Genomic DNA, 26787 nt, shown 5'->3' on the forward strand with positions numbered 1-26787 from the left:
TCCCTAATTCTAACTGCAACCTTCACTTTAGCGTTGTTCTGTACAGTAAAACTTGCATCCAAAAACTTAGGCAAATCGGCCAGGCTTATGCTTTGGTTCATTCTACTATCCAATCTTGTTATTCTTCAGGTCATATTGATTGATATTGGCCTAACAAAGAGTTTCCCAATTTTGCTGCTTTTCTACCTGCCGTTTCAGTTCCTGTGCCCTGTACTTTTTGTAGCATTTACCTATTCTTATGTTGATCGTTTCGGCTTCTTTAAAAAATATCGATTCCTTTTTTTGTTGCCCTTTGGAATCTTTCTTGTTCTCTACACTTTGTTGAAAGTGAATGTTTTTTTGGACTATGCTTGGATATCCAAGGGAATGGCAGCATGGATTGGAGCCGAGTTGGATGAAAATAGTGCCTTGGCCTTTTCTTTATTTGCGGCACTTTGGAACTATCGAGTGATAAGAAGATATGAGAACGAATTAGGAGGTTTTCCTTATCAACTCGTAATAAAGAAAACGGCTTGGTTAAAAAAGATCTTTGTGATTATGACAGTGCTCTGCTTTCTGTGGGTGTTGGTAATCCTCTATTTGAAAATTGATGAAAATGTTTCTGGCCATGGCCCGTATTATCCGCTTTGGTTGTTGTTTATTGGCTATTATGTCGGATGCTTGATTTGGGGGTCAAAACATATTAAGCAAGTAGAGGACAAAAAGACTACTGAAAAGGCAACGTTACGTTCTGTAAATGAAAACTTTCAAATTTCGGGTCTACAAAAGATTTTTTCTGAAACAGAGCTCTCTGCCATACAGGAAAGTCGACATCAGGTTACCGAGATACTGGGCTATTTTGCCACCTCTTTGTTCGACAAGAATACAGAGTCGGACGTGCTTTGGGATATCGTAAAAAACTGCATCTCCAAATTGAAATTAGAGGATTGTGTAATCTACCTTCATGATAAAAAATCCAACATGCTTGTCCAAAAAGCGGCATTTGGGGATAAGGATATGGGAGGCAAAAAAATTGTAAGTCCCATTGAAATTCCATTAGGAAAGGGCATTGTGGGAAGCGTTGCCCAAAACCTGCAATGGGAAATAGTGAATGATATAAGCCAAGATAGCAGATATCTTTTTGACGTTAGAAGTGCAAAGTCAGAGTTGACCGTCCCCATTATTCATGAAAATAATCTTGTTGGCGTGTTGGATTCTGAAAACTCAATGAAAGGTTTTTTTACCGAAAAGCATCTTTTGGTATTTCAATTGATCGCCAAATTAACAGCGACCAAACTCTATCAAATTAAAAAGAATACCGGGATATCTTTAACCGACGACAACTGTTATTACAAGCAATTTGTAAGCTGGTTGGAAGGTCAAAAAAAATATCTTGACCCCAACCTGAGTCTACAGATTTCCAGTGAGCACCTCAACATAAGCCCGGGTTACCTTTCCCAAATAATCAATCAGTTGGGCGGTATTAACTTTTCCGAATTTGTAAATGTATATCGGGTGAACGCCTCAAAAAAGATGCTCATTAATCCTGAGTTTGGAAACTACACCATTCTGGCCATTGGCCTTGAGGCCGGGTTCAATTCCAAGTCTGCATTTTATAACGCTTTCAAAAAACAAACAGGAGAAACCCCTTCAGAATATCGACAGCGTTACTTAATGGTGTCCTGATTTTTCGAAAGTGGAAAATACTGGACTTTAAAACTTCTCATCAGTTCTAGGTTTGCCCTTGAATTCATTAATAATTTTATTATGCAATCTAGAAGAAGTTTATTAAGCATTATTACCGTATTTGTTTTGGGAGCACTCCTTTTTGTTTCTTGCTCCACAGAAGATGGAGAAACGGGGCCAGCAGGACCTGCAGGGCCGGCCGGACCTCAAGGGGCCCAAGGTGATCAAGGCCCGCAAGGCGAACAGGGAGATCCCGGTACCGCCAACGTAATCTTTTCGGGCTGGATCGATTCAGAATTTGACGCCAACATCATCGCAACCAGTTCCTCGTTTAGTATTGATGCGCCAGATTTAACGGAAGCCATTTTAAACGAGGGTGTTGTTCTGGTGTATGGCAGGTCTTTTCCAGCTCCCATTACTGATGATACTGACGTCTTTCCCCTTCCGATGGTTTTCGGAGCCGCTAGGCAACAGTCGTACTACTTCAGGGTCGAACAGGCTACCCAACTGGATATAGTTGTGGCTGCAAACGAAGAGGGAGATCCTGTCGGAAGTCCTTTTTTTGCTGAATTTAGGTATGTACTGATTCCTGGAGGGCAACCTGCCACAGATCCCGTTTCAAAGTCTTACATAGATTTTTCCAAGCTCAGTTATCAACAGCTTATCGATATGTTTGCCATTCCAGAATAATGCAAGCAGCTCTTTTGGTTGTTTAGGGCCCTCTTTGAGGGTCCTTTTGCATTATACATTTTGTATAGATCGAGTTACTTCGAAATCGATTTTCATAGACACTACTTCAACAATTTCTTGCACTTTCCTATAATCGGTCTAAATAAGGTGTCTTGCCGCTTCCTAAGTTTGTTAAAAACTCCACCGTGCCGTAAATTTGATGGTAAAACCAGCACGAATGAGTGGATTGATAAAATCTTCGATTGCCCGAAAAGTAGTGATGGCACTTTCGGGTCTTTTTTTGGTCATATTTTTGGTGTTGCATGTCACCATCAATTTGGCATCCGTCATCTCTCCCGACTTTTTTAACGAAGCTTCCCATTTTATGGGATACAACCCCTTAGTTCAATATTTGATGCAACCTATTTTGATTATCGGGGTGATTGTGCACTTCGTTATGGGCTTCGTTTTGGAAATTCAAAATAAAAAAGCGCGAAGCGTCCGTTACGTAAAATTCAAAGGGAGTGCCAATGCGCCTTGGGTATCTAGAAACATGATTTACTCCGGCTTAGTGGTTTTGGCTTTTTTAGGACTTCACTTTTATGATTTTTGGGTTCATGAGATGACCTACAAATACATTGAGATATTACCCGAAGACCCTACACGCTACTATGCGGAGACTGTCGAAAAATTTGCTCCTATGTGGAGAACCCTAATTTATGTGGTCGCCTTTGTACTCTTGGCCCTGCATTTATGGCATGGCTTTGCTTCTTCATTTCAGACCATGGGTGTCAACAACAAATACAGTAAGGGCATCAAAACATTCACACAACTTTTTGCGGTGGTCGTGCCGTTGGCATTTGCTTTCATTGCCATTTACCACCACCTTAACCCAATAACACATTAACTATGGCCGTATTGGATTCCAAAGTTCCCTCTGGTCCCTTAGCGGACAAATGGACCAAGCATAAAAATGAAATCGACCTGGTAAACCCAGCCAACAAAAGAAACATTGACATCATTGTTGTTGGAACAGGGCTTGCCGGTGGTTCGGCAGCAGCAACGCTTGCCGAATTAGGATATAACGTAAAAACCTTTTGCTATCAAGATTCTCCAAGAAGGGCCCACTCCATAGCCGCCCAAGGTGGCGTGAACGCCGCAAAAAACTATCAGGGCGATGGGGACAGTGTTTACCGTCTTTTCTATGATACCATCAAAGGTGGGGATTACCGTTCCCGTGAAGCCAACGTTTATCGATTGGCTGAGGTATCTACCAATATCATTGATCAATGTGTCGCGCAAGGGGTTCCTTTTGCCCGGGAATATGGAGGCTTATTGGACAATCGTTCCTTTGGAGGAGTTTTGGTCTCAAGAACATTTTACGCCAAAGGGCAAACCGGTCAGCAATTGCTCTTAGGAGCATACGCGGCTATGAACCGTCAGATCCAAAGAGGAAAGATCAAATCGTATACACGACATGAGATGTTGGACCTGGTCTTGGTCGATGGCAAAGCACGAGGTATTATTGCAAGGGATTTGATCTCAGGTGAAATTGAAAGACATTCGGCCCATGCCGTGGTTTTGGCCACAGGAGGGTATGGAAACTTGTTTTTCCTCTCTACCTACTGTATGGGGGCCAATGTAATGGCAGCCTGGAAAGCCCATAAAAAGGGAGCATACTTTGCAAACCCATGCTTTACCCAAATCCACCCTACCTGTATTCCTGTTTCTGGAGACCACCAATCCAAATTGACCTTAATGTCCGAATCCCTTCGGAATGATGGACGCATTTGGGTACCTAAACGATTGGAAGATGCCAAGGCGATTCGGGAAGGTAAGTTGAAACCGACCCAATTAGGTGAGGAAGAAAGAGATTACTATTTAGAAAGACGTTATCCTGCGTTCGGTAACTTGGTTCCACGAGATGTAGCGTCCCGAGCGGCCAAAGAGCGATGTGATGCCGGGTTTGGTGTCAACAAGACCGGGGAGGCCGTTTTTCTGGATTTTTCAGCAGCCATCATGCGTTATGGAAGAGAAAAGGCTTTGACTTCCGGGCTTAAAGACCCCGATGATAATACCATTCGACAACTCGGAGAGGAAATCGTTGAGGCCAAGTATGGCAACCTGTTTCAGATGTATGAGAAAATCGTAGATGAAAATCCTTATAAAACTCCGATGATGATTTACCCTGCTGTGCATTATACCATGGGCGGACTTTGGGTAGATTACAATCTTCAGACTACTATTCCTGGTTGTTATGCCGCTGGAGAAGCCAATTTTAGCGACCATGGAGCAAATCGATTGGGTGCTTCAGCTTTGATGCAGGGTCTTGCGGATGGGTATTTTGTACTTCCCTACACCATCGGTGATTATCTTTCGGATGATATTCGAACCGGACCTATTTCCACAGATTCTCCAGAGTTTGAGCAGGCAGAGGTTGCCGTTCGTGATCGTATTGAAAAATTAATGTCAGGTCGAGGCATCCACTCCGTGGATTACTACCACAAGAAACTTGGCAAGATCATGTGGAACAAATGTGGTATGTCTCGAAACGCCAAAGAGCTAAAAGAGGCCATTAAGGAAATTGCAGAGTTACGGAAGGATTTCTGGGAAAATGTCAAGATAACTGGAACTCCAGACTCCAAAAACCAAGAACTGGAGAAGGCCGGTCGCGTTGCCGACTTCTTGGAGCTTGGAGAACTTTTTGCCAAAGATGCCTTGGAACGCAACGAGTCATGCGGTGGGCACTTTAGGGAAGAATATCAAACAGAAGAAGGTGAGGCCTTGCGAGATGATGAGAACTTTACGTTTGTCTCAGCTTGGGAATATGTTGGTGACCCTAGCGCATCGAAGTTGCATAAGGAAGACCTGAATTATGAAAATATAGAAGTTAAGACACGTTCCTATAAATAATATTGCTATGAAATTATATTTGAAAATATGGCGTCAAAAAGACGCGAATTCCAAAGGAGCCATGGTCGATTATACCCTAAACGGCGTGGAAAGTGATATGTCTTTTTTGGAAATGTTGGACATTCTCAATGAAGAGTTGATCTCTAAAGGAGAGGAACCCGTGGAATTTGACCACGATTGCCGTGAAGGTATTTGCGGGACTTGTTCCTTGATGATCAACGGACGCCCACATGGGCCCGATAGTTTAATCACCGTTTGTCAATTGCACATGCGAAGCTTTAACGATGGGGATGAAATTGTAATAGAGCCCTGGAGGGCCACCGCTTTTCCGGTGATCAAAGATCTTATTGTGGATCGCTCGGCTTTTGAGCGTATCCAACAAGCTGGGGGCTATATTTCTGTAAATACCTCGGGAAGACCTGTGGATGCAAACGCCATTCCCATTGAAAAGGATATGGCTGACCAGTCGTTCAACGCTGCCACCTGCATAGGTTGTGGTGCCTGTGTGGCCGCTTGTAAAAATGCAAGCGCCATGTTGTTTACTTCTGCCAAGGTTTCCCAATTTGCACTTTTACCGCAAGGACGGGTAGAAGCTGCCGAGCGTGTTCAGAACATGGTGCGCCAAATGGATTTGGAAGGTTTTGGGAATTGCACCAATACAGGAGCTTGTGAAGTGGAATGCCCCAAAGGAATTTCTTTGGAAAACATCGCCAGAATGAATCGAGAATATCTTTCGGCTACGACCAAAGGCTAAAATTCAAGCCACATAAATAAACAGTAAGGCCAACCCTAGGGTTGGCCTTTTTTATTGGATAGGTATGCAAATATCCACAATGAACAACCCTTCAGGGTCTTGCGTACCATCATTGTGATAAATCTCATGGTAATGTCCATCACGTAGTTCAAAGCCATGCTCCGGCACCCATAGTGACATGCTGTTCCAAGCTTTTTCAAACTCATCATATTTCAGTTTGAAACTGCCCACGGCAAACTTTCCTTTGGGGATAGTCACTTTGCCTACCTCGCCGTTTACCTCAACATCTTCCTCAATGGTGACACAGGCGCTGGACTCCATTTTGTTCTCGTCCGTAATCCTTGGACTGTCATAATAGATAGCGACCATCTTCGTTTTTGGAAAATTCAAGAGGCCTCTTGGACCGGCCCATCCCATTAACTTTTGAAAGGCTTCCCCGATTTTTGGGTATGGTCCCCGATGTCGGATATCCACCATCTGTAATTTGGGCATTTCCTTAACTTTTACTTCTGTTCTCATTGTTAACCAGTTTTTAAGATTTTCAATGGTGTAAAAGTATTTTTCAAAGGAAATTTGATGTTCTCCATTCTTGCTTTCCGTTTTACCAATCTTGCTAAATTCAAATCTCCCTCTTTTCTGAAATTCAGAAGCGCTCATTCCGTAGAAGTTTTTAAATGCCCGTGAAAAGGAATGAATGCTTTTGAATCCATATTGGTGGGCGAGAACCGTCAATGATTCAGGGCCATCGCCCAATAGAAGTGCGTTAGCAATTTTTTCAATGCGGCGTCTTGAGATATATTGATTAGGTGTTTCGCCTATAAGTGCAGAAAAAATACGGTGAAAATGAAAGGGAGAAAAACAGGCCACATCGGCAAGTTTTTTTAAGGAAAGGTCGTCATCCAAGTGATGGTAAATGTAGGCGACAACCTTGTTGATTTTTTTGATGTATAGGAGTTGCTGTTCGTTTTTGTTCTGACTCATAAAACATCAAAATTATCAGTTTCAGACGTTCTCCAAAATGAAAACCAAAATATAGCAAGATTGGTTAAGCGTTTGGAATATTAATATATAATTGGTGTTTCACTACCTTTAGTGTATGTCTGATAAATACCCCAAGGAACGTATTAAAGTGCCACGTTTTAATGAAGCGGCAGGGTTTTATACCACACCAGAACGTTCCAAGATCATGGGCAAGATTCGAGGCAAGAACACAAAACCTGAGCTTGCCTTTCGCAAGGCGCTATGGAAAGCTGGCTATCGCTACCGAGTGGATTACAAAAAACTTATTGGAAAACCTGATGTTGCCCTAAAGAAATACAGAACCGTAATTTTTATTGACGGTGAGTTTTGGCACGGCCATAATTGGGTAGAGAGAAAACAGAAAATAAAAAGCAATCGGGAGTTTTGGATTCCAAAGATTGAGCGCAATATGCAGCGGGATGAGGAGGTGAATGTACAGCTAAAAGTTTTGGGCTATACGGTGTTTCGTTTTTGGGAAAGTGAGGTGAAAAAAGACCTGGAAGGTTGTTTAGATAAAGTATTGAGTCACCTTGAGCGGATCAGAACTGCCTTTTGATCACCAAGTAGATTTCTTGCAAATCATCCAAAGCAATTTCAAAATCGGTGTACTCTGGCGAGGTATTCAGGTTATGGCATTGAATTTTGGTCTTTGTAGCATCGATTCCTGTAATACTTTTACAGATTATTCGATTTTTAAGGACCAATATCCAGGCATCACTCTTTTTGATGTCTTCTTGCCGAACTAACTTGTTTTTATTGTATTTCAAACCAAGAACAATGGCCTTGTTCGGGATAGCCTCAATACTGCCATCATCCATGGAATCCCCAGCAATTTCAAAGGCTTTGTGGTTTCCATCCTCTAAGGAATCAACGACAAATCCAGCACTGATCTTTCTGTCCTTTTGAGAATTATCAGCCAATTTCTCAGCATATTCTTTTTGATCCTCCAAAAAATACAGCGGAGCGCGAACCAGAAATTTTCCGTGATCTAAGGTGTAACAAATGTTGCCAAAATGGGAAAATGGTTTCTGTTTTGCATAGGTTCCTTCGCTTTCATTTACCTCTTGCATGTAAAGTTCGGCGATGGTCATGTCGAAAAATGCAGCAATTTTCGAAAGATTTTTAATGGGAATGTTGGCATCCTTCTTTTCGTAAAGCTGTATAGTACGCAGGCTAACGCCAATTTCTTTGCCTAAATCAGTTTGACTTATGTTTTTTTTACGCCTTAATTGTTTTATTATGTACATTTAATCACTATATTGTGTAGGATTATTACGCATATCATTATTCATGAATTTTTGAATAATATATCTGTAATCCAATTACAACAAATATAGAAAATAAGTAATAATATTGTTTAATTCCCCCAGATTCCATGAATATACTCAATGAATTGGGCCCGGTCGTTAATAGCGAGACCATGTTTGCCAAAGAAGAATATGGCAAGCCCATCAACGAAAGGTTATCCTCGGTGCTTCGAAGAAATGCAACCAAAAACGACTACGCCAATGTTTCGATCCAGAGCAAGGTGAGTTATTCCACAATCAGAGATGTGGTCTATCGAACGAACAGTCTCACGAAAATCAATGCCAAGGCAATTTCCCTGTTGATACATGCCGCTTTTGAAAACTCAATCGCTTCCAAAATCCAGTCCGAGGCAGATATGATTTATTTAAACGAGTTTTTAAAGCTCTAAACGGAGGAGCCAATCGGTTTGTTTATCTGAGCCAACGAAGTAAGGGTGTGTACCAAACTTTGTGAAGCCATTTCTTTGATAAAAGCGAATGGCCTTAGGATTATGTTCCCAAACGCCGAGCCATAGATACTGCTTTTGCGCATCTCTTGCCATTTGAATGGCTTGCTGTAGCATCCAAGAACCGACTTGGCTTCCTTGAAATTGAGCTTTCACATAGATGCGCTCCAGTTCCATGGTATGCTGGTCTTGAAATTCTGTCTGGGCGTCTGTGGTATTCAATTTAAAATACCCGACGAGATTGTCGGCCTCAAACACAAAATAAAATTCGGAGTGCTCGTTGCTGAGTTGAGCTTTAATGGCTTCCCTACTGAAGGCTGAATTGACGTAATCCCAAAAGTCTTTGGGATTGTTATCCTTCTCAAAGGCAGCAACAAAGGTCTCTTTTGAAATTTGGACAAGGGAATCCAAATCCGATAATAAACATTTACGAAGACGGAGGTTCATCCTTTTTTAAGGCAAAATAGGGCAAAAAAAAAGAGCCTGACACATCTTGCCGGCTCCACTTTATCTTTTCTTGAAGAAAGATATATTAAAGCATGAACAATTTTCTGATCAAAAGCATTACGCCGGTTAGAAAATCGTTTCTGTAGACTTGCATACTGTCGTCAGTAGCTGTGGTGTTAAGTTTGGATGCCATGGTAAAAGATTAAGGGTTACAATTTGTCGAAAAAATCAACAATTTCAAAGATATTTTTAGATTATTTAATAATAAAATGTTTGTTGCGAATTTTACGATTTCTGTGGTGTACCGTATGTAGGTTGTTTTAAAGCTTCATTTCCGGGATTTCCCCCTCAACTTTTAGTTTTCCTTCTGTCGCCTTCACTATTTCATCTACCGAAACTCCCGGGGCCCTTTCCAAAAGCTTAAAGCCCTCTCCGGTAATCTCCAAAACTGCCAGATTGGTGACTATTTTTTTTACACAGCCAACACCTGTTAGTGGTAGGGTACATTTTTTGAGCAATTTGGACTTTCCGGCCTTATTGGTGTGCATCATGGCAACGATGATATTTTCCGCCGAGGCGACAAGATCCATGGCTCCTCCCATTCCTTTCACCATCTTACCGGGTATTTTCCAATTGGCAATATCTCCATTTTCAGCCACCTCCATGGCTCCCAATATGGTCAAATCCACATGCTGCCCACGAATCATTGAAAAACTCATGGCAGAGTCGAAAAAAGAGGCGCCTGGCAGGGTGGTTATGGTCTGCTTGCCCGCGTTGATGATATCTGGGTCTTCTTCCCCCTCAAATGGGAAAGGACCCATACCCAAAACGCCATTCTCGCTCTGAAATTCAACACTGATATCTTCCCGAACAAAATTTGCCACCAATGTTGGAATTCCGATACCGAGATTAACGTAGTAACCGTCCTTTACTTCCTTGGCGATCCGTTTTGCTATTCCATTTTTATCCAACATGCCTTATGCTCTTTGTCTAACGGTTCGTTGTTCAATTCGTTTTTCATAATTCTCTCCTTGGAAAATACGCTGCACAAATATTCCAGGAATATGAATTTCGTTGGGGTCCAAACTTCCAGCCGGCAGTAGTTCTTCAACCTCGGCCACGGTGATTTTTGCCGCCCCACACATGCAAGGGTTAAAGTTTCGTGCAGTGCCCTTGAATATGAGGTTGCCAGCTTCATCCCCTTTCCAAGCTTTTACAAAGGAAAAATCGGCCTTAAAGGCAGGCTCCAACACGTACATCTTCCCATCAAATTCACGGGTTTCTTTCCCTTCGGCCACTTCGGTTCCGTACCCTGCTGGGGTATAAAAAGCGGGGAAACCAGCTTGGGCCGCCCTACACTTTTCTGCCAGTGTACCTTGAGGGGTTAGTTCAACGTCCAATTCCCCGCTCAGCATCTGTCGCTCAAATTCATCGTTTTCCCCGACATAGGAGGATATCATTTTCTTTATTTGCTTGTTCTGAAGTAGAAGACCCAAACCGAAATCATCTACCCCGGCATTGTTAGAGATACAGGTGATATCGTTAACTCCAAGTTTAACCAGATGGGCTATTGCCTTTTCAGGAATTCCACTTAGCCCAAATCCTCCGAGCATAAAGGTCATTCCATTTTCAACTCCAATGAGGGCTTCTTCTACACCGGAAACCGTTTTTTTAATCATAATTCAATCGATTTCGTAAGTTCCTCAAAATACGACTTAAATGAAAAAGCCCCAAGATAATTTATCATCCTAGGGCTACTATTTTTTATGTAATGTTCTAAATCAAAATCCGAGGTCGTCCAAATCGTCTTCGGTGTCCAAATCGTCTTGAATTTCTTTTAATATTTTGGTACAATCTACATTAATGGACATATTCTCCGGCTCTTCAAATGCCCCTTGGGATACGCCCAATTCCTCGTTCTCATAATTCTTTTTCATGTACAAGGCCCAAATAGGCAATGCCATGGATGCGCCTTGTCCGTAGGTAAGGCTCGCGAAATGAGCGGCTCTATCTTCACCTCCGACCCAAACACCAGTCACTAAATTGGGGACCATACCCATAAACCAGCCATCACTTTGGTTTTGGGTTGTTCCTGTTTTACCAGCAATAGGATTGGTGAGTTCATAGGGGTATCCGGTAATGATTTCCTTGTACACGGTCTGGTTCTTTGCGAATGAATGGCGTAGCCTGCCACCCGATCCGAACTGTGTGACTCCTTCCATTAGATTTACCATCGCATAGGCCACATCCTTGCTCAAAACATCTTTGGTCTCTGGGGTGTACTCGTAAAGTACTGTGCCGTTTTTATCTTCAATACGGGTAACCATCACGGGTTTTACATAAACTCCCTGATTGGCAAATGTGCCGTATGCGCCCACCATTTCATAAACATTAAAGTCCGGTGTTCCCAAAGCAATGGAGGGCACTTCCGGAATCTCTCTAGTGAGACCCATATTTTTTGCAATGTTTACAACAGAGCCAGGCCCTACCTTATCGATTAACTGTGCCGTAATTGTATTGATGGAATTGGCCAACGCCCTTTTTAGGGTAAGGTTTTCGCCCGAATATTTTCCATCTGAGTTTTTCGGACACCATGCTTCCGGGTTACCATGCTTTAGTGGTTCGATACAATACTGATTGTCTGGAAGGGAATCACAAGGGGAATACCGCAATTGATCGATGGCTGCTGCATAAACAAACGGTTTAAAGGTAGACCCGGCTTGCCGCGCCCCTTGAATTACGTTGTCATACTGAAAATGTTTATAATCAACTCCTCCCACCCAGGCTTTAACGTGACCTGTTTGGGGTTCCATGGACATCATCGCTGTTCGCAAAAATGTTTTGTAGTACCGGATGGAATCCAAAGGAGTCATCACCGTATCTTTTTCAAAAGAATTGCTATTCCAATCAAAAACGGTCATCTCGGTTTCCTTTCTAAAGGAAGCCCTTATTTCATTTTCGGAAACGCCCTGTCGCTTCATAGCCTTCCAACGGGCTGAAACCTTCATCGCCCGCTCCATGATATTGTCTATTTCAAAGGTTTCCAATTCTAAAAAGGGAGCTGTGGGGTTCCTATCGGGCGTATTTTGGTGGAAGAACTCTGTTTGCAGTCTTTTCATATGTTCTTGAACTGCATCTTCGGCGTTCTTCTGCATTCTTGCGTCAACCGTAGTGTACACCTTTAACCCATCGAGATAAATATTATACTTCTCTCCATCGGGTTTGGGGTTTTCCTCAATCCACCTATTGAGGAAGCGCTGCAAATACATTCTAAAATACGTTGCCAAACCCTCACGATGCGATTCCGGATTAAAATTGATGTCCATCTCGAGTTGTTGCAAGGAATCCTTTTCAGTTTCCGTGAGATATCCGTATTTGGCCATTTGCCCCAAAACCGTATTTCTGCGGTTGAGAACAAGTTCTTCCCTACGAATGGGGTTGTAGAGAGAAGAATTTTTGAGCATCCCCACCAGAACTGCCGACTCTTCCGTTTTTAATTCTATGGGTTCTTTGCCAAAGTAAATGCGCGCCGCTGAGCGAATTCCATCAGCGTTATAATTAAAGTCGTACAGGTTGAGGTACATCTGTACAATTTCTTCTTTGGTATATTGCCGCTCCAAGCGAATGGCTATTACCCACTCTTTTACTTTTTGAATGATTCGACCGAAACCTCCAGAAGGTTTTTTTGTAAACAATAATTTGGACAACTGCTGCGAAATTGTACTTGCTCCTCCCCGTGTTCCTAAAAAAGCCAAGGCTCTTATCGTTCCCCGGGCATCAATTCCAGAATGCTCATAATATCTGGCATCCTCGGTAGAAACAAGGGCGTGGACCAAGTTTTCAGGAAGTTCCTTGTAAGCCACTGGAGTCCGGTTATCGTCCAGATAAAACTTTCCCAAGGTTTGATTGTCTGAGGAAATGATTTCAGTGGCCAAATTGGTATTTGGGTTCTCCAGGTGTTCAAAAGTGGGCATGGTTCCGAAAACTCCCCAAGACGCCAAGAGGAAAACCAGTATTACCAAGAAAATCCCGGAGCCAAATAGAATCCAGAACCATTTGATATATTTCCAAAAACCTTTTTGTTGATTTTGCTTAGCCTTTGCCATTTTACTGGGTGATTTTTTCAATTTGCAAACCTACATCCGTAACTCCATCTAAAATGCTCAACCCTTCAACATCCCCATTTCTCCGCATTGCATGTGTGACACTAACCTTATATACGCCAGAATTATTAAAAACGATGTTTTCCTTATACCATAGTTTATTCTCTTTTATACTTCCAAGTCCCTTTCCTAGCCATTCCCCGTTCGGTCTGGCCATGGCATATTCAAGGGTATCCTTGGTAGTATTTCCGTCAGGAAATTCCAATTCTGTAATCAGGAAAAGGTTGCTGTACTCGTAGGCATTGTTATTTCTCACATGTATAAACATATGATGGGGCTGTACCGAATCCAGTTCAGAGAATTCAAAATTAATTGGGGTGCTTGTGGCCCATTCCCCGTCTTGTATGGCACGAAAATCAGAATAAACCAAATTCTGCTCACATGATATTAAAACCCATGCCATTAGAATGATACCAAGAAATCGCCTAGCCATTGGAAGATGCTTTGGGTTTGCTGTTTCTTTTCTTCTTTTTCCTTCTATTTTTCTTAGGTCTATCAAAACGAGTTAAGCTATCCTGCCCCACAACATTTTCAAAGACCATTTTTTCGTCGTCCATGTTTTCTTGTGCATATTCTTCCAAACTAGCTATTCTTGTATTGTTTTTGTTCAGCTCCAAAATCTCCAATACCTGGTCCTTTTTTAGTGCATGCCAAGTGGCAGGGTCATCTTTGTAGGAATACCAGAGGGTTTCTTTGAAGATGTCCGATTTTTGACAGAAGGCAATCCCCTTTTTAGTCTGTAGTTTACTTTCTTGAGGAGGAAAGTTTTTCAGTGCTTCCAAATACATATCCAGCTCATAATTCAAACAACATTTGAGTTTGCCACATTGTCCCGCCAACTTTTGAGGGTTCAACGCGAGTTGTTGATATCTGGCCGATGCAGTACTTACGGACCTGAAATCGGTAAGCCATGTGGAGCAGCAAAGCTCACGACCACAAGAACCGATTCCTCCAAGGCGCTGTGCTTCCTGGCGATACCCAATCTGTCTCATCTCGATTCGAATTCCGAAAGCTTTGGCCATATCCTTGATCAACTGCCTAAAGTCTACTCGGTCTTCTGCGGTGTAATAGAAAGTTGCTTTTGACCCATCACCCTGAAACTCGACATCGCTCAATTTCATTTGAAGCTTTAGGGAAATTGCGATTTCCCTGGATCTCTTTTTGATTTCCTCTTCTTTGTTACGGCATTTTTGCCAGATATCGATATCCCTTTGGGAGGCCTTACGATAAACTTTTGGGAGGTTTTTGTCAACGGGGTCGACCTTCTTCTTTTTCATCTGCACCCGAACGAGTTCACCAATAAGGGTAACGATGCCGACATCATGTCCGGATTTTGCCTGAGTGGCAACTACATCACCAATCCCCAAAGAGAGGCCGTCGACATTTCTGAAGAATTCTTTTCTGCTATTCTTAAATCGCACCTCAACACAGTCAAAAGGTTTTTGTCCGTTGGGAAGCGACATATTGGCAAGCCAATCAAAAACTGTAAGCTTGTTACAACCATCTGTGCCACAAGTACCATTGTTCTTGCAACCACGCGGCTGTCCATCCTTACCGGTTGAACAACTGCTACACGCCATATTTAATATCTTGATTTAAAGAGAACTATTGGCCCTCCTTAAATAGGGTTCATAAAATTATTAGATGTAAATATAGCACAAATTGCTGCAGCAGGGAAATCCTACTTTTTGAACTTTAGCACCGGCGAACGGCCTTTTTTGAAAATCTTGTTGCTGTCCACTTTTCCCTTTCTCAAGCGTTTTTGTTCCTCAAAAGGCAGGGCGTGGATTTCCTTACATTCATCCGAACAACAATCGTCCATGGCCTTGGCACATTCTTCACATTGAATGAAAAGCAAATGGCAGGCTTCGTTGGCGCAGTTCACATGTGTATCGCAAGGTTTTCCACATTGATGGCAGTTGGCAATTACTTCTTCCGATATACGCTCACCCCGTCTATGGTCGAAAACAAAGTTTTTCCCTTTAAACTTATTCTCAAGTTCCTGATCTTTTACCTGTCTTGTGTATTCGATGATGCCTCCTTCCAATTGGTAGACATTCTTGAACCCCTTGTGCTTGTAATAGGCACTGGCCTTCTCACAACGGATTCCTCCTGTGCAATACATTACCAATTTTTTGTCCTCCTTGTGCTCGGCAAGGTCTTTTTCAATAATGTCCAATGAGTCCCGGAAGGTATCCACATCTGGGGTGATGGCATTTTCAAAATGGCCGATTTCACTTTCATAGTGATTTCTCATGTCCACCAAAACGGTTTCAGGGTCCTCAATTAGCTCATTGAATTCTTTCGCCCCAACATGAATTCCTTTGTTGGTCACATCAAAGGTGTCGTCATTCAATCCGTCGGCCACAATTTTATGCCGCACTTTGACCTTGAGTTTGAGAAACGACTTGTTGTCTTGTTCAATAGCAATGTTCAGTCGTACGTTTTCTAAAAAGGTGATGCTATCCAAATGGGCCTTAAAACTGTCAAAGTTTTCCGCAGGAACCGAAAGTTGGGCATTAATGCCTTCGTTGGCCACGTAAATACGGCCAAGGACGTCTAGTTGATTCCAATGGACAAAAAGATGGTTTCGAAAAATCTTGGGGTTCCCGATGTGTGCGTACTTGTAGAAAGAGATGGTAAGCCGGTCTTTGCCGGCCTCCTCAATAAGTTTCTCCCTCTCTTTCGCACTTAATGTATTGTACAGTTGCATGCTATACCAATGCTTAAGTTAAAGAATGGATTTCTAAAAAGTAATGGCAAAGGTAAAAAGAAAAAGACTCCCTATAATTTAGAGAGTCTTTTCAACCACATGATTTCTTTTCATAGCGCAATTTTCCCAATCACTAAAGATATGCGGAACGCGAACAGCCCGTTCGCTATTTTGTCCATTTAGGAAGGTTACCTGACAGATGTCATATTTTCAAAAAGGTTGCGCATGCATTGTAGCATGAAAAAAGAAATGGTAATTTAGCTCGTCAAATATCATAATTATGAGCAACGAAAAAGAAGCAAAACTCAAAGCCTTAAAACTCACCCTCGACAAACTGGATAAAACCTATGGCAAAGGAGCCGTTATGAAGATGGGGGACAGCGTTGTAGAAGACGTCGAGGTAATCCCTTCGGGATCATTGGGCTTGGATATTGCTTTAGGCGTAGGGGGCTATCCCAGAGGAAGGGTCATCGAAATTTATGGTCCAGAGTCCTCGGGTAAAACCACCTTAACCCTTCATGCCATTGCGGAGGCTCAAAAGGCCGGAGGCATCGCTGCCTTTATAGACGCTGAGCATGCCTTTGACCGTTTTTATGCCCAAAAATTGGGTGTGGACATTGATAATTTGATTATCTCACAACCCGATCATGGGGAACAGGCTTTGGAAATCACAGACAACTTGATTAGGTCTGGAGCCATCGACATCGTAATTGTGGATTCCGTAGCTGCCCTTACACCAAAAAGTGAGATTGAGGGTGAGATGGGGGACTCCAAAATGGGACTCCATGCCAGGTTGATGTCCCAAGCACTTCGAAAGCTAACCTCAACGATAAGCAAAACCAACTGTACCGTAATTTTTATCAATCAATTACGCGAGAAAATTGGCGTGATGTTTGGAAACCCAGAAACAACAACTGGAGGTAATGCACTTAAATTCTACGCTTCCGTTCGACTTGATATTCGCCGTTCGACCCAAATAAAGGATACCGATGGTACCGTTCAAGGAAACAAAACGAGGGTAAAAGTGGTTAAGAACAAAGTGGCTCCTCCTTTTAAGACTGCCGAGTTCGACATCATGTATGGAGAGGGTATCTCAAAAATTGGGGAAATCCTTGATTTGGGCGTGGCTTATGAAATTGTGAAAAAGAGCGGTTCGTGGTTCAGTTATGGGGAGACCAAACTAGGACAGGGAAGGGATGCTGTAAAGACCCTGCTGGCGGACAATCCAGAGCTTTCCGAAGAGTTGGAGGGCAAGATCAAGGAGGCCATCGCCGCTGTTACGGCCTAAGCAGGCAGTCCCACCAATTTCTTTGTTAACTTTAGGTTGTGAAAATCTTACGCAACCCTTGATTACCATGGTCATCTAGGAGATAAACAATATCAATGATGAAAAAGGCAATTGTGATATTTGCTCTTTTTGGGGTATGCTCCTTATTTTATTCATGTGATTTGGATGATGATGAACAAAACTTTCATTTCACCACACTTTCGGTAGTCGATGCCAATGTTCCGGATTCCTTTGCGGTAAATACAACCTATAATATTGAGGTCACTTATTTACGACCCAATGGCTGTACCTTCTTTGAAGGTTTTGATATTACCAAAACTGGGGAAACCGATAGGGATGTGCTGGTTATCGGTTCTGTAATTACGGATGAAACTGCCTGTACCCAGGCCGTGGAAGAAGTAGCAGCGACCTTTCAATTCACAGTTATTTTTACCGAGGATTATCATTTCAGGTTTTATGCCGGTCAGGATAACGAAGGTAATTCTAGGTATTTGGAGTATACGGTGCCCGTGGAAACGGACACTGGACCGGCAAACTAAAAAATCAACAATCCAAAATTAACCAACATTTGGATCTTGAGGAGCTAATACATAATTGTAAACAAGGAAAACGAAAAGCGCAAGCTGAATTGTACCGGAAATATTCCGGTATTCTTTTCGGTATGTGTCTGAAATATTCCAGAAACAAAATCGAAGCAGAAGATAATCTGCACGACAGTTTCATTACGATTTTTGATAAGATTGGCCAGTTCAATTTTAAAGGCTCATTTGAAGGATGGATTAAAAGAATAACTGTTAACACTGTACTCCAAAAGTACAGGAAGGAACAATACATGGATGTTGTTTCTGAAAATGTTGGGGAGGATATCACAGAGGTCGACGTAGATCAAGTGGATATCAGTTTGTCCACACTCTTGGGGCACATTCAGGACTTACCGAACAAATACAGAATTACATTCAACCTTTATGTGCTTGACGGTTACAGTCACAAAGAAATAAGTGAGATGTTGGGGACATCCACTGGGACTTCAAAATCAAATTTGGCCCGTGCCAAAATGATATTGAGGGAAAAAATAGAAAAAGAAAACATAAACATTGCTTAAAGGATTTAAGAATGGGGAAAAAGAATTTAGAGCAATTGTTCAGGGATACCTTTAAGGATTTCCACGAAAAGCCCGATGAAGGGGTTTGGAAATCCATTGAGGATACTTTGGACAAGAAGAAGCAGAAGAAAAGGGTTATACCCATATGGTGGCGCCTTGGAGGAGTTGCGGCTTTGTTGGCCCTTCTCTTCTATATAGTTAATCCGTTGGGGGATACTTCACCATCCAATGAAACAAACACTCCTGTACTTACGGATATCGAAACGCAAGAAAAATCATCAGAAACCAATGATTCATTGATTACCGATACTGAAGTTGTTGATGAAAATAATGATGGCAGAGTGAGTGATCCTGCGATACAATCCAAACAGCTAGATAATTCAAATGAAATAGGAAGCACCCTGGCCGAATCTGACGAACGAAAAAATGACTCCAAAGAGATTGATTCTAGTAAAAAGGCAATTCCTAACACAGTAATCGCTGAGGCCAACGAAAAGGGAGAGCCAGTAGCTTCTGATAAGAAACAGCAAGAACAGAATCTAATTGACAGAAAGGTTTCGGAGAAAGAGGCTGTTGCACAAAATGATGCGAAAAAGGAAAACACCTCCGACAAATCCAAATTGGACTCCAACAATATTTTGGAAAGCAAAAAATCTGAAGTTGCCGTGGTGAATCAACAGGAAAGTCTGAAAAATGAAAAGGAAGAACGTCCTACTCCTAATTTACTGGACAAAAATGCGGTCGATGACCAATTGAAAAAAGAAGCCGTCGCGCAAACTGAGACGGAAGAAAAAGAGGACAAGAAGGATGATGAAGAATCAGAAAAGAAATCAATATTTGATGCCATTGCTGAGCAAAATGCTGAGGAAGAAGAAGAACTGATAGCCGAAAATTCAGGCGCCAAATGGTCCGTTGGGCCTTCAGTTGCCCCGGTTTACTTTAACGGGTCGGGTGAAGGTTCTCCAATCCATTCCAATTTTAGTTCGAATTCAAAATCCGGAAATGTAAACCTGAGTTATGGTCTTACTGTGGCCTATGATCTGGGCAAAAGGCTTAAGGTACGATCTGGTGTGCACCGGGTGGATTTTGGATATGACACGAATGAAATTGTGTTCTCTTCTTCGATAGAAAGTTCGACCAATGCGCTTATCGATAATATTAACTATAGTCAGACCTCACGCAACTTGGTAGTACAAAGCAAACGAAGTGTGCCCAGTGCCGCTGCGAATGACGCCTTCGTAGAGTTGAATTCCACGGAAACCCCAGGGCTTGAAGGTAAGATGGTACAACAACTAGGATATATAGAGATTCCTTTGGAGCTTAATTATGCCCTTATTGACAAGAAGTTTGGAGTTGATGTAATTGGTGGTGTTAGTTCACTTTTTCTAGTGGACAATACAGTTTTGTTGGAATCCAATGAATTGATTACGGAAATGGGTGAAGCCAACAATGCCAACTCCGTGAATTTTAGCACCAATGTGGGCATTGGCCTTAACTACGAATTTTCTCCCAAGGTGCAATTGAATTTAGAGCCCATGTTCAAATATCAATTGAATACTTTTTCAGAAACAGCTGGTCCGTTTAGACCTTTCTCAGTAGGGGTCTACAGTGGGGTTAGCTTTAAGTTCTGATGTACAAAGTTGGTTAGGAAGATTGCTCCTTAAGGCAATCAATTAGCACCCTGCCCATGTGGTAGGGTGTTTTTTTGAGGTTTACGTCAAAGAATTTAATAGCACTTCCCTGACTTCCTCCCGCAGGGTTATTTTATCATCTTCGGCTAATATTCCTGTTTCAAAAAAACGGTGTACTTTGGCCCTGACCTTCCCAGGTCCTCCACTTAAAAACTTGAACGAAAAACGTTTTTTATTGTCGTAGAAGGTAATGGGTACCACGGGTATTTTGTGTGCTATCGCCATTTTGAAAGCTCCATCCTTAAAATCTCCCAAAACAACTTCCTCATCAGGCACACCGCCTTCAGGAAAAATGCAGATACTTAGTCCCTGATCAAGGCGTCGTTGTGCACGTCGGTAAACTCCTGTTCTACTTCTTATATCTTCGCGATCTACCATAATGCAGACTCTCTTGTAGAAAAAACCAAATACTGGAATCTTCACCAATTCTTTTTTTCCCACAAAGACAAAAGGGTTCCTGCTTACCACCAACATCAGCATTATGTCCAACATACTGGTATGGTTGGCCACCAACATATAGCTCTTGCCCTTTACCAAGTTTTGCTCATAGGTAACCTTTGGGAAACATCCCATTCCATATAAGATAGGTTTGGCCCATAGGTTTCGGGCCAACCAAAAAAATTCTTTGTAGGTTTTCTCAGAAATTGTGGTTAGTAGCAGTGCAGGAAGAAAAAGAAATATAGGAACCGCCACTAGAACATAAAACCATATTCTGTAAAGTACATGCCCGATGTTCTTAACTGCTTTTAGCACGTTGCCAAAAGTAAGAATTTGACCTTGTATTTTTTGAATTCTTTTACCTTTGCCCTTTTACAAATTCATCCATGGCACGAATCTTAACGGGCATTCAAAGTACAGGCACCCCTCATTTGGGCAATATTTTGGGAGCTATAGTTCCCGCAATACAAATGGCGCAGGACCCCAATAACGAATCCTTTCTTTTTATTGCGGACATGCACTCGCTAACCCAAATTAAAAATGGCGAAGAGCTGAGGAAAAACACTTATGCCACGGCAGCCACTTGGTTGGCATTCGGACTTGATATTGAGACCACGGTCTTTTACCGACAAAGCGATGTACCACAAGTAACCGAGCTTGCCTGGTACCTTAGTTGCTTTTTTCCTTACCAGCGACTTACCCTGGCACATTCATTCAAAGACAAGGCTGAACGGCTCGAGGATGTTAATTCTGGATTATTTCAATATCCCATGTTGATGGCAGCTGATATTTTGTTGTACGATGCGAACATCGTCCCTGTTGGAAAAGATCAATTACAGCATTTGGAAATGACACGGGATGTAGCCTCAAGATTCCATCATCAAATGGGTGAAACCTTTGTGCTTCCCGAAGCCCAGGTTCAAGAGGCAACCATGTATGTTCCGGGTACCGATGGACAAAAAATGAGCAAGAGCAAAGGCAACATTATCGACCTCTTTCAAACGGACAAAAAGCTCCGCAAACAGATTATGGGGATTGTAACCGACAGCACTCCGATGGAAGAACCAAAGGACCCTACCAATGATAACGTGTTTGCACTATACAAACTTCTGGCGAGCGAAGAACAGATTGAGGAGATGAGCGCCAATTATTTGGCAGGGAACTATGGTTATGGGCACGCCAAACAGGCCCTTTTTGAAGTAATCTCGACCAAATTTCAAGAACCAAGGGAGCGCTTTGATTATTACATCAACCATTTAGATGAAGTTGATGAGGCACTTTCGATTGGAGCCGAAAAAGCGAAAAAGGTGGCTGATGAGGTTTTGAACCGGGTTAGGGAAAGAGTTGGGTATTAATTCTGGAATTCCTTTAAACGGTTTATCCGGTTAGACGGCCTCAAAAAGTTTACCGGGCAAGGGTCGTATCACCCCCTTCATTTCCATTTCGAGCAAAGTGGAGGAAACCCTAAAAATTGGCATATTACATTCCAGGGCAACCGTATCCAATTGTTGTTTTCCATTTTGTTGTAAATACTCATAAATGGACCTTTCCTTATCATCCAAATCAACGAATAATTGTTTTTGTACGCTTAAGGGTTCTTTTTTTTCATCGATTTCCCATCCCAATAAATAAATCAGTTCGGCCGCCGAAGTCAGCATATGTGCCTTTTGTCGCTTGATTAAATCATTGCATCCCTTGCTGAATTTGTCAGAGTATCTTCCTGGTACGGCAAATACCTCCCGGTCATAGCCATTGGCCAAATCTGCCGTCACCAAACTTCCTCCCTTTTCGGCCGATTCCACCACAATAGTGGCCTCGCTCATTCCTGCAATAATTCGATTTCGCTTTAAAAAGTTTTCCCTATCCGGGTTGCTCGTACTCCAAAACTCTGTAATAAAACCTCCATTTTCCATTACTCTCGACGCATACTTTTTGTGTGCTTTCGGATAAAACTGATTTAACCCATGGGCCAAACATCCAATGGTTTGTAGCCCTTTTTCCATGGCCGCCCTATGCATGGTGATGTCAACTCCATAGGCAAATCCGCTTACGATAATGGGATCCAGAGGTGCAATTTCCTCAACAAACCTCTCACAGAAAGCCATTCCGTAGCTCGTACTATTTCGGGTACCTACCACACTGATTATTTTCCGGTTCTTTAAATCGATATTTCCCTTTTGGAACAATAGTATGGGAGAATCGACACAATGTTTCAGGTATTCAGGATAATCAGAATTCATAAAATAACTCAACTGTAGGTCGTTTCTAACGCAAAATTCATACTCTTCTTCGGCCTGTTCTTTGTGGACTTTGTTGAAAAGTCCCTTGAGGGTGTGTGTGCCAATCCCATCAATTTTTAGAAGGCGCTGCATTTTGTCCTCAAAAATTGCTGTTGGACTACCGCAGTGGGCTATCAGTTTTTTCGCGGTAATATCGCCAATATTGGGAACGGCTTGCAATCTTAGGGCATCAATGAATTCATTATCAGTCATTTATTTTTGGTTAAAAAAGCCGTTCAAAATACTGTTTTTTAAATGTTAATAAAAAGTTATGACCCATATTTCGTGCTCTTCTAATTTTTATAATATTTGCGAATATGCGCATTGAGTCATACATACAAGAGTTGTTGTACGAATACAACTGTGTGGTTGTCCCCGGTTTCGGTGCTTTTCTGGCACATGGAAAATCCGCTGAAATCGATGTGAATAGTAACACTCTTATTCCCCCGGGCAAAACCATCTCGTTCAATGCACAATTGAGCAAGAATGACGGGCTACTTATTTCGCATATTGCCAAGGAAAAAAAGCTAGGCTATGAGTCGCTTTTGAATGAAGTTGAACAGGTCGGTGAAGATTGGATGGAAAGGATGAAGGAAGGCGAACACATTGAGCTTTTTGGTATCGGAAAACTTTGGTTGAATGGCGAAAAAAGAATTCAGTTTCAGCCAGAGAACAAAATCAACTACCTTACTTCTTCCTTTGGTCTTGCTACATTTGCTGCCACTCCCATTCAGCGGGAGGTTTTGAAAGAGGAGGTGGAACAACTTGAGGAAAAGATTCCGTTTATTATCACACCAGAAAAAAGGGAAGAAACTTCTTTTCGCCCATGGTTGAAATATGCAGCCGTAATTTTGTTGGCTGTTTCCTTCGGATTTACGGGTTATAAAACCTACGGGGATTTTCAAAAAAAGCAGGTCACTGCACAGCAAGATGCTCAGGTACAAGTATCCCGTTTGATACAGGAAGCCACTTTTTTTGACTCCTCTCCTTTGGAACTGCCCGCTCTAAGTTTGGAAGTAAAAAAGAAGAGCCTGGGCAGCCACCATGTCATTGCTGGCGCTTTTCGGATACAGCAAAACGCAGAAAAGAAAATAGCCCAGCTGAAAAGAAAAGGATTCAATGCTTTTTATTTGGGTGAAAACCGATTTGGGTTGCATCAAGTGGCCTATGACAGCTTTGAAGACCCGAAAGAAGCACTTGTCTTTTTGAAAAAAGTTAAGCGTACTGATTCTCCTGACGCTTGGCTCCTATCGGAAAAATAATTCCCTCTATCTCCATTTAAATTTTAGGGCTGGCCTATATTTGCCGAAAAAAGTATGGCACCTAAAACTCCCAAAGAATCCAAAACCGTAATGACCGATATGGTTTTGCCGGGTGAGACCAATCCCTTAAACAATCTTTTTGGGGGTGAGCTGTTGGCCCGTATGGACAGAGCTGCCAGTATTGCTGCCCGGCGGCATAGTAGGCGAATTACGGTTACCGCTTCAGTAAACCATGTTGCATTCAATAGAAATGTTCCGCTAGGCAGTGTAGTGACTATAGAAGCTTCCCTATCCCGCGCTTTTCGAACTTCGATGGAGGTCTATATTGATGTATGGATGGAAGACCGATTTACAGGTGAACGTTCCAAGGCCAATGAAGCTATATACACTTTTGTTGCCGTGGATGAAACTGGGAAACCAACAGATGTGCCAGAAATTACCCCGGAAACCGATTTGGAGAAGGAACGTTATGCCGGAGCACTGCGTAGGCGTCAGTTAAGTTTGGTTTTGGCTGGTAAAATGAAGCCAGGAGACGCAACAGAGCTGAAGGCACTATTTACCTCTTCCTAGAAATCAAAGTTGTCGGGGTCAGGGCCGAACCTTTTTCCTTGGTCCATGGCATCCAACAACGCCATATCCTGTGCATCCAATTCAAAATTGAATATATCGGCATTGGCGACGATACGTTCCTTTTTTGAGGACTTGGGAATAGTAACCACGCCTTTTTGCAAATCCCAACGAAGTACAATCTGTGCAATGGTCTTATTGTATTTTTTGGCTAAATTCTTGAATTCCTCCATTCCAAAAATATGCCCTTGCATCATCGGGGACCATGCTTCATACTGAATCCCATTTTGATGACAGAAATCAACTAAATCTTGTTGTATCAAAAAGGGATGAAACTCCATCTGGTTAATCATTGGAACTATTTCTGCCCCAGTAAATAAGTCCTCCAAATGGTGCTTTAGAAAATTGCTCACACCAATCGCTCGAACCCGCTTTTCTTTATAAAGTTTTTCAAGCGCCCTCCATGTTTCCTTGTACAGCCCTTCTTTGGGCCAGTGGATTAAATAGAGATCGAGATAATCAAGTCCCAATCTTTCCAGACTATCCTCGTAGGCCTTAAGCGTAGATTCATAGCCTTGATCGCTGTTCCAAACCTTGCTTACCACAAAAATATCCTCACGGTCAACCTTACTTGCCCTTATGCCCTCACCAACACCATTCTCATTATTATATATGGAGGCCGTATCTATATGTCGATATCCGTGTTCTAAAGCATCCTTCACAGCCATTATAACTTCGTTTCCATCCTTGGATAGGTATACCCCTAATCCAAAATAGGGCATTTGCACACCATTATGAAGTTCAAAGGTGCCTTGTAAATCAGTGATTTTCCGCATAATTATAGTTGATAGATCCACTCTTCAGGGTTTAGCCTGTTTGAGTCTTGATAAAGATAAAACTTAAGCTTCGTAGTGCCATCAAACCGATTGGTATTTATTTCTCCCAACACTTCTTTAGCTCCTACTCTATCTCCTTTTTTTACAAAAAGTCGGGACAAATTATAATATGTGCTAATATAGTTACCATGTTTGATTTGCACTCCTCTACTGCCTCCCGGAACCGTTAAAATGGCAATTACTTCCCCCTCAAAAATCGCCCTTGCGGTACTGCCCTTATCGGTTACAATGGTCACTCCGTTGTTTCTATGTTTAATGCCAGGGTAAAGTTTGTCATTGTAAACGCCAAAACCCTGACTTTTGATTCCTTTTTCCACCGGCCAGATGAGTTTGCCCTTATTTGCAGAAAAATTATTAGCTACCAACCTCGCTTCGGGGGTTAGGGCAAACTTAGTAGCGCTCTTGCTTCCCGTTTTCCGGTTATTCGATACAATCGCACTTTTTATAAGCCGGTCTATTTCGCGATCTATCTTACGGGCTTCTCTTCGCTTCTTATCAATAGCGGCAGTGTATCGAGTCTCATTTTGCCTAATGCTGGTCAATAAATTCTTTTGGGATTCTATTTCACGAAATAACTCTGTTTTTACCTTTTTGTTCTCAGCCAGCAACTGTTCCTTTTCTTTTCTTTGGGTAATAAGGTCTCGGTTTCTTGTTGACAGTTCTTCAGTTTTCGAAATAATTTCCTCCCCCTGCTTTTTCCGCTGTTGCGCGTATTGTTTCATGTATTGAAGCCTTTTATAGGCTTGGTAAAAGCTCTCTGCGGAAAGCAAAAACATCAATCTGCTGTTCTGCGTCTTATTTTGATAGGATTTTTGGACCAAGGCTGCGTAATCCTCTTTAAGCACATCTAAGTCCTTCCTCAATTTGCTAATGCTGCGAATGTTTACATTGATTTGTCGGTTCAATAGATTGGATTGCTGATTCGTCACTCTAATGAGTTCCTGTCGAACATTAATCTTCTTATCTAAAGCCTCCATTTGCTCCAAAACACTTCCCTTTTCCTTTCTCTCAGCAAATAAAAGTCTGTTGATTTCCTTGATTTCTTGTTGTAGTCGGTCCCGTTTGGCCTCTAACGACTTCTGTTCACTGGTTTGACCAAAACCAGTAAAGCAAAAAAACAGCGTAACTAAAACGAAATAAACATAATATGTGGTCTTAACTCTCATA

General features: G+C 42.1%; 27 protein-coding genes. 14 read left to right on the forward strand and 13 right to left on the reverse strand.

Annotated features, from left to right (window positions below; all coding sequences use genetic code 11):
- Positions 1-87: 87 nt before the first annotated feature.
- The 5 genes from EW142_RS12445 to EW142_RS12465 all read left to right on the forward strand — a co-directional run bounded on the left by EW142_RS12445 (position 88) and on the right by EW142_RS12465 (position 6001).
- The gene (locus tag EW142_RS12445; RefSeq protein ID WP_165395275.1) at positions 88-1665 is read left to right on the forward strand and encodes a helix-turn-helix domain-containing protein; all 1578 of its coding nucleotides are present in this window, start codon (positions 88-90) and stop codon (positions 1663-1665) included.
- An 81-nt stretch (positions 1666-1746) separates the two neighbouring features.
- Positions 1747-2355, forward strand: coding sequence for a hypothetical protein (locus EW142_RS16810; protein ID WP_205783271.1), 609 nt, complete (start codon positions 1747-1749; stop codon positions 2353-2355).
- Between the two features lie 217 nt (positions 2356-2572).
- Complete coding sequence (locus EW142_RS12455) at positions 2573-3241, forward strand: succinate dehydrogenase cytochrome b subunit (RefSeq protein WP_130614314.1); 669 nt, start codon at positions 2573-2575, stop codon at positions 3239-3241.
- Positions 3242-3243: 2 nt separating this feature from the next.
- The gene (locus EW142_RS12460) at positions 3244-5247 is read left to right on the forward strand and encodes a fumarate reductase/succinate dehydrogenase flavoprotein subunit (protein WP_130614316.1); all 2004 of its coding nucleotides are present in this window, start codon (positions 3244-3246) and stop codon (positions 5245-5247) included.
- A gap of 7 nt (positions 5248-5254) precedes the next feature.
- Positions 5255-6001, forward strand: coding sequence for a succinate dehydrogenase/fumarate reductase iron-sulfur subunit (locus EW142_RS12465; RefSeq protein WP_130614318.1), 747 nt, complete (start codon positions 5255-5257; stop codon positions 5999-6001).
- A gap of 51 nt (positions 6002-6052) precedes the next feature.
- Here EW142_RS12465 and EW142_RS12470 read toward each other — a convergent pair whose 3' ends face one another.
- Positions 6053-6982: an AraC family transcriptional regulator gene (locus EW142_RS12470; RefSeq protein ID WP_130614320.1), complete on the reverse strand. Its 930-nt coding sequence runs from the start codon at positions 6980-6982 to the stop codon at positions 6053-6055.
- 115 nt (positions 6983-7097) lie between these two features.
- Here EW142_RS12470 and EW142_RS12475 point away from each other — a divergent pair, with 115 nt between their 5' ends.
- Positions 7098-7577 carry a very short patch repair endonuclease gene (locus EW142_RS12475; RefSeq protein WP_130614322.1) on the forward strand — a complete coding sequence of 160 codons (480 nt, stop codon included), beginning with the start codon at positions 7098-7100 and terminating at the stop codon, positions 7575-7577.
- On the opposite strand, the gene EW142_RS12480 is transcribed toward EW142_RS12475, so the two are convergent.
- A complete protein-coding gene (locus EW142_RS12480; protein WP_130614324.1) occupies positions 7561-8268 on the reverse strand; it encodes a helix-turn-helix domain-containing protein in 708 nt (235 codons plus the stop codon). The two genes, EW142_RS12475 and EW142_RS12480, sit on opposite strands and share 17 nt — an antisense overlap.
- Positions 8269-8396: 128 nt before the next feature.
- Between EW142_RS12480 and EW142_RS12485 the strand changes: the two genes are divergently transcribed.
- Complete coding sequence (locus tag EW142_RS12485) at positions 8397-8717, forward strand: hypothetical protein (RefSeq protein ID WP_130614326.1); 321 nt, start codon at positions 8397-8399, stop codon at positions 8715-8717.
- Here the strand turns inward: EW142_RS12485 and EW142_RS12490 are convergent.
- The 7 genes from EW142_RS12490 to trhO form a co-directional block, all read right to left on the reverse strand.
- Positions 8706-9221 (reverse strand): GNAT family N-acetyltransferase, encoded by a 516-nt coding sequence (locus EW142_RS12490; protein ID WP_130614328.1) that lies wholly within the window; start codon positions 9219-9221, stop codon positions 8706-8708. The genes EW142_RS12485 and EW142_RS12490 overlap by 12 nt on opposite strands.
- Before the next feature lie 320 nt (positions 9222-9541).
- Positions 9542-10195 (reverse strand): CoA transferase subunit B, encoded by a 654-nt coding sequence (locus EW142_RS12495; protein ID WP_130614330.1) that lies wholly within the window; start codon positions 10193-10195, stop codon positions 9542-9544.
- Positions 10196-10198: 3 nt separating this feature from the next.
- Positions 10199-10900 carry a CoA transferase subunit A gene (locus tag EW142_RS12500; protein ID WP_130614332.1) on the reverse strand — a complete coding sequence of 234 codons (702 nt, stop codon included), beginning with the start codon at positions 10898-10900 and terminating at the stop codon, positions 10199-10201.
- Positions 10901-11002: 102 nt separating this feature from the next.
- The gene (locus EW142_RS12505) at positions 11003-13327 is read right to left on the reverse strand and encodes a penicillin-binding protein 1A (protein ID WP_130614334.1); all 2325 of its coding nucleotides are present in this window, start codon (positions 13325-13327) and stop codon (positions 11003-11005) included.
- Between the two features lies 1 nt (position 13328).
- Positions 13329-13817 (reverse strand): gliding motility lipoprotein GldH, encoded by a 489-nt coding sequence (locus EW142_RS12510; protein WP_130614336.1) that lies wholly within the window; start codon positions 13815-13817, stop codon positions 13329-13331.
- Complete coding sequence (locus EW142_RS12515) at positions 13810-14964, reverse strand: PSP1 domain-containing protein (RefSeq protein ID WP_130614338.1); 1155 nt, start codon at positions 14962-14964, stop codon at positions 13810-13812. Before EW142_RS12515 ends, EW142_RS12510 begins: the two co-directional genes overlap by 8 nt.
- A gap of 101 nt (positions 14965-15065) precedes the next feature.
- On the reverse strand, positions 15066-16097 hold the full coding sequence (gene trhO, locus EW142_RS12520) for an oxygen-dependent tRNA uridine(34) hydroxylase TrhO (protein ID WP_130614340.1): 1032 nt from the start codon (positions 16095-16097) through the stop codon (positions 15066-15068).
- Positions 16098-16377: 280 nt separating this feature from the next.
- Here trhO and recA point away from each other — a divergent pair, with 280 nt between their 5' ends.
- The 4 genes from recA (at position 16378) to EW142_RS12540 (ending at position 20118) form a co-directional block, all read left to right on the forward strand.
- Positions 16378-17385, forward strand: coding sequence for a recombinase RecA (recA, locus tag EW142_RS12525; protein ID WP_130614342.1), 1008 nt, complete (start codon positions 16378-16380; stop codon positions 17383-17385).
- A gap of 98 nt (positions 17386-17483) precedes the next feature.
- Positions 17484-17924, forward strand: a complete 441-nt coding sequence (locus tag EW142_RS12530) for a hypothetical protein (RefSeq protein WP_130615714.1) — start codon at positions 17484-17486, stop codon at positions 17922-17924.
- A 29-nt stretch (positions 17925-17953) separates the two neighbouring features.
- Positions 17954-18487: an RNA polymerase sigma factor gene (locus EW142_RS12535; RefSeq protein WP_130614344.1), complete on the forward strand. Its 534-nt coding sequence runs from the start codon at positions 17954-17956 to the stop codon at positions 18485-18487.
- A gap of 11 nt (positions 18488-18498) precedes the next feature.
- Positions 18499-20118 carry a hypothetical protein gene (locus EW142_RS12540; RefSeq protein ID WP_130614346.1) on the forward strand — a complete coding sequence of 540 codons (1620 nt, stop codon included), beginning with the start codon at positions 18499-18501 and terminating at the stop codon, positions 20116-20118.
- Positions 20119-20199: 81 nt separating this feature from the next.
- On the opposite strand, the gene EW142_RS12545 is transcribed toward EW142_RS12540, so the two are convergent.
- Complete coding sequence (locus tag EW142_RS12545; RefSeq protein WP_130614348.1) at positions 20200-20931, reverse strand: lysophospholipid acyltransferase family protein; 732 nt, start codon at positions 20929-20931, stop codon at positions 20200-20202.
- A 71-nt stretch (positions 20932-21002) separates the two neighbouring features.
- Between EW142_RS12545 and trpS the strand changes: the two genes are divergently transcribed.
- The gene (gene trpS / locus EW142_RS12550; RefSeq protein ID WP_130614350.1) at positions 21003-21971 is read left to right on the forward strand and encodes a tryptophan--tRNA ligase; all 969 of its coding nucleotides are present in this window, start codon (positions 21003-21005) and stop codon (positions 21969-21971) included.
- Between the two features lie 30 nt (positions 21972-22001).
- Here the strand turns inward: trpS and dprA are convergent, their stop codons facing one another.
- Positions 22002-23108, reverse strand: coding sequence for a DNA-processing protein DprA (gene dprA / locus EW142_RS12555; RefSeq protein ID WP_130614352.1), 1107 nt, complete (start codon positions 23106-23108; stop codon positions 22002-22004).
- 104 nt (positions 23109-23212) lie between these two features.
- Between dprA and EW142_RS12560 the strand changes: the two genes are divergently transcribed.
- A complete protein-coding gene (locus tag EW142_RS12560; RefSeq protein WP_130614354.1) occupies positions 23213-24157 on the forward strand; it encodes an HU domain-containing protein in 945 nt (314 codons plus the stop codon).
- Between the two features lie 54 nt (positions 24158-24211).
- Positions 24212-24727, forward strand: coding sequence for an acyl-CoA thioesterase (locus tag EW142_RS12565; RefSeq protein ID WP_130614356.1), 516 nt, complete (start codon positions 24212-24214; stop codon positions 24725-24727).
- Here the strand turns inward: EW142_RS12565 and EW142_RS12570 are convergent.
- Positions 24724-25560: an aldo/keto reductase gene (locus EW142_RS12570; RefSeq protein WP_130614357.1), complete on the reverse strand. Its 837-nt coding sequence runs from the start codon at positions 25558-25560 to the stop codon at positions 24724-24726. The two genes, EW142_RS12565 and EW142_RS12570, sit on opposite strands and share 4 nt — an antisense overlap.
- A gap of 2 nt (positions 25561-25562) precedes the next feature.
- The gene (locus EW142_RS12575; RefSeq protein ID WP_130614359.1) at positions 25563-26786 is read right to left on the reverse strand and encodes a murein hydrolase activator EnvC family protein; all 1224 of its coding nucleotides are present in this window, start codon (positions 26784-26786) and stop codon (positions 25563-25565) included.
- Position 26787 lies beyond the last annotated feature (1 nt).

The organism is Flagellimonas allohymeniacidonis, from assembly GCF_004296335.1.
Lineage (GTDB): Bacteria > Bacteroidota > Bacteroidia > Flavobacteriales > Flavobacteriaceae > Flagellimonas > Flagellimonas allohymeniacidonis.

Bases quoted from the DNA above. Each gene is read 5' to 3' on its own strand.
- EW142_RS12445 (WP_165395275.1), top strand. From the start codon at position 88: ATGCTTTGGTTCATTCTACTATCCAATCTTGTTATTCTTCAGGTCATA.
- EW142_RS16810 (WP_205783271.1), top strand. From the start codon at position 1,747: ATGCAATCTAGAAGAAGTTTATTAAGCATTATTACCGTATTTGTTTTG.
- EW142_RS12455 (WP_130614314.1), top strand. From the start codon at position 2,573: ATGAGTGGATTGATAAAATCTTCGATTGCCCGAAAAGTAGTGATGGCA.
- EW142_RS12460 (WP_130614316.1), top strand. From the start codon at position 3,244: ATGGCCGTATTGGATTCCAAAGTTCCCTCTGGTCCCTTAGCGGACAAA.
- EW142_RS12465 (WP_130614318.1), top strand. From the start codon at position 5,255: ATGAAATTATATTTGAAAATATGGCGTCAAAAAGACGCGAATTCCAAA.
- EW142_RS12470 (WP_130614320.1), bottom strand. From the start codon at position 6,982: ATGAGTCAGAACAAAAACGAACAGCAACTCCTATACATCAAAAAAATC.
- EW142_RS12475 (WP_130614322.1), top strand. From the start codon at position 7,098: ATGTCTGATAAATACCCCAAGGAACGTATTAAAGTGCCACGTTTTAAT.
- EW142_RS12480 (WP_130614324.1), bottom strand. From the start codon at position 8,268: ATGTACATAATAAAACAATTAAGGCGTAAAAAAAACATAAGTCAAACT.
- EW142_RS12485 (WP_130614326.1), top strand. From the start codon at position 8,397: ATGAATATACTCAATGAATTGGGCCCGGTCGTTAATAGCGAGACCATG.
- EW142_RS12490 (WP_130614328.1), bottom strand. From the start codon at position 9,221: ATGAACCTCCGTCTTCGTAAATGTTTATTATCGGATTTGGATTCCCTT.
- EW142_RS12495 (WP_130614330.1), bottom strand. From the start codon at position 10,195: ATGTTGGATAAAAATGGAATAGCAAAACGGATCGCCAAGGAAGTAAAG.
- EW142_RS12500 (WP_130614332.1), bottom strand. From the start codon at position 10,900: ATGATTAAAAAAACGGTTTCCGGTGTAGAAGAAGCCCTCATTGGAGTT.
- EW142_RS12505 (WP_130614334.1), bottom strand. From the start codon at position 13,327: ATGGCAAAGGCTAAGCAAAATCAACAAAAAGGTTTTTGGAAATATATC.
- EW142_RS12510 (WP_130614336.1), bottom strand. From the start codon at position 13,817: ATGGCTAGGCGATTTCTTGGTATCATTCTAATGGCATGGGTTTTAATA.
- EW142_RS12515 (WP_130614338.1), bottom strand. From the start codon at position 14,964: ATGGCGTGTAGCAGTTGTTCAACCGGTAAGGATGGACAGCCGCGTGGT.
- trhO (WP_130614340.1), bottom strand. From the start codon at position 16,097: ATGCAACTGTACAATACATTAAGTGCGAAAGAGAGGGAGAAACTTATT.
- recA (WP_130614342.1), top strand. From the start codon at position 16,378: ATGAGCAACGAAAAAGAAGCAAAACTCAAAGCCTTAAAACTCACCCTC.
- EW142_RS12530 (WP_130615714.1), top strand. From the start codon at position 17,484: ATGAAAAAGGCAATTGTGATATTTGCTCTTTTTGGGGTATGCTCCTTA.
- EW142_RS12540 (WP_130614346.1), top strand. From the start codon at position 18,499: ATGGGGAAAAAGAATTTAGAGCAATTGTTCAGGGATACCTTTAAGGAT.
- trpS (WP_130614350.1), top strand. From the start codon at position 21,003: ATGGCACGAATCTTAACGGGCATTCAAAGTACAGGCACCCCTCATTTG.
- dprA (WP_130614352.1), bottom strand. From the start codon at position 23,108: ATGACTGATAATGAATTCATTGATGCCCTAAGATTGCAAGCCGTTCCC.
- EW142_RS12560 (WP_130614354.1), top strand. From the start codon at position 23,213: ATGCGCATTGAGTCATACATACAAGAGTTGTTGTACGAATACAACTGT.
- EW142_RS12565 (WP_130614356.1), top strand. From the start codon at position 24,212: ATGGCACCTAAAACTCCCAAAGAATCCAAAACCGTAATGACCGATATG.
- EW142_RS12570 (WP_130614357.1), bottom strand. From the start codon at position 25,560: ATGCGGAAAATCACTGATTTACAAGGCACCTTTGAACTTCATAATGGT.
- EW142_RS12575 (WP_130614359.1), bottom strand. From the start codon at position 26,786: ATGAGAGTTAAGACCACATATTATGTTTATTTCGTTTTAGTTACGCTG.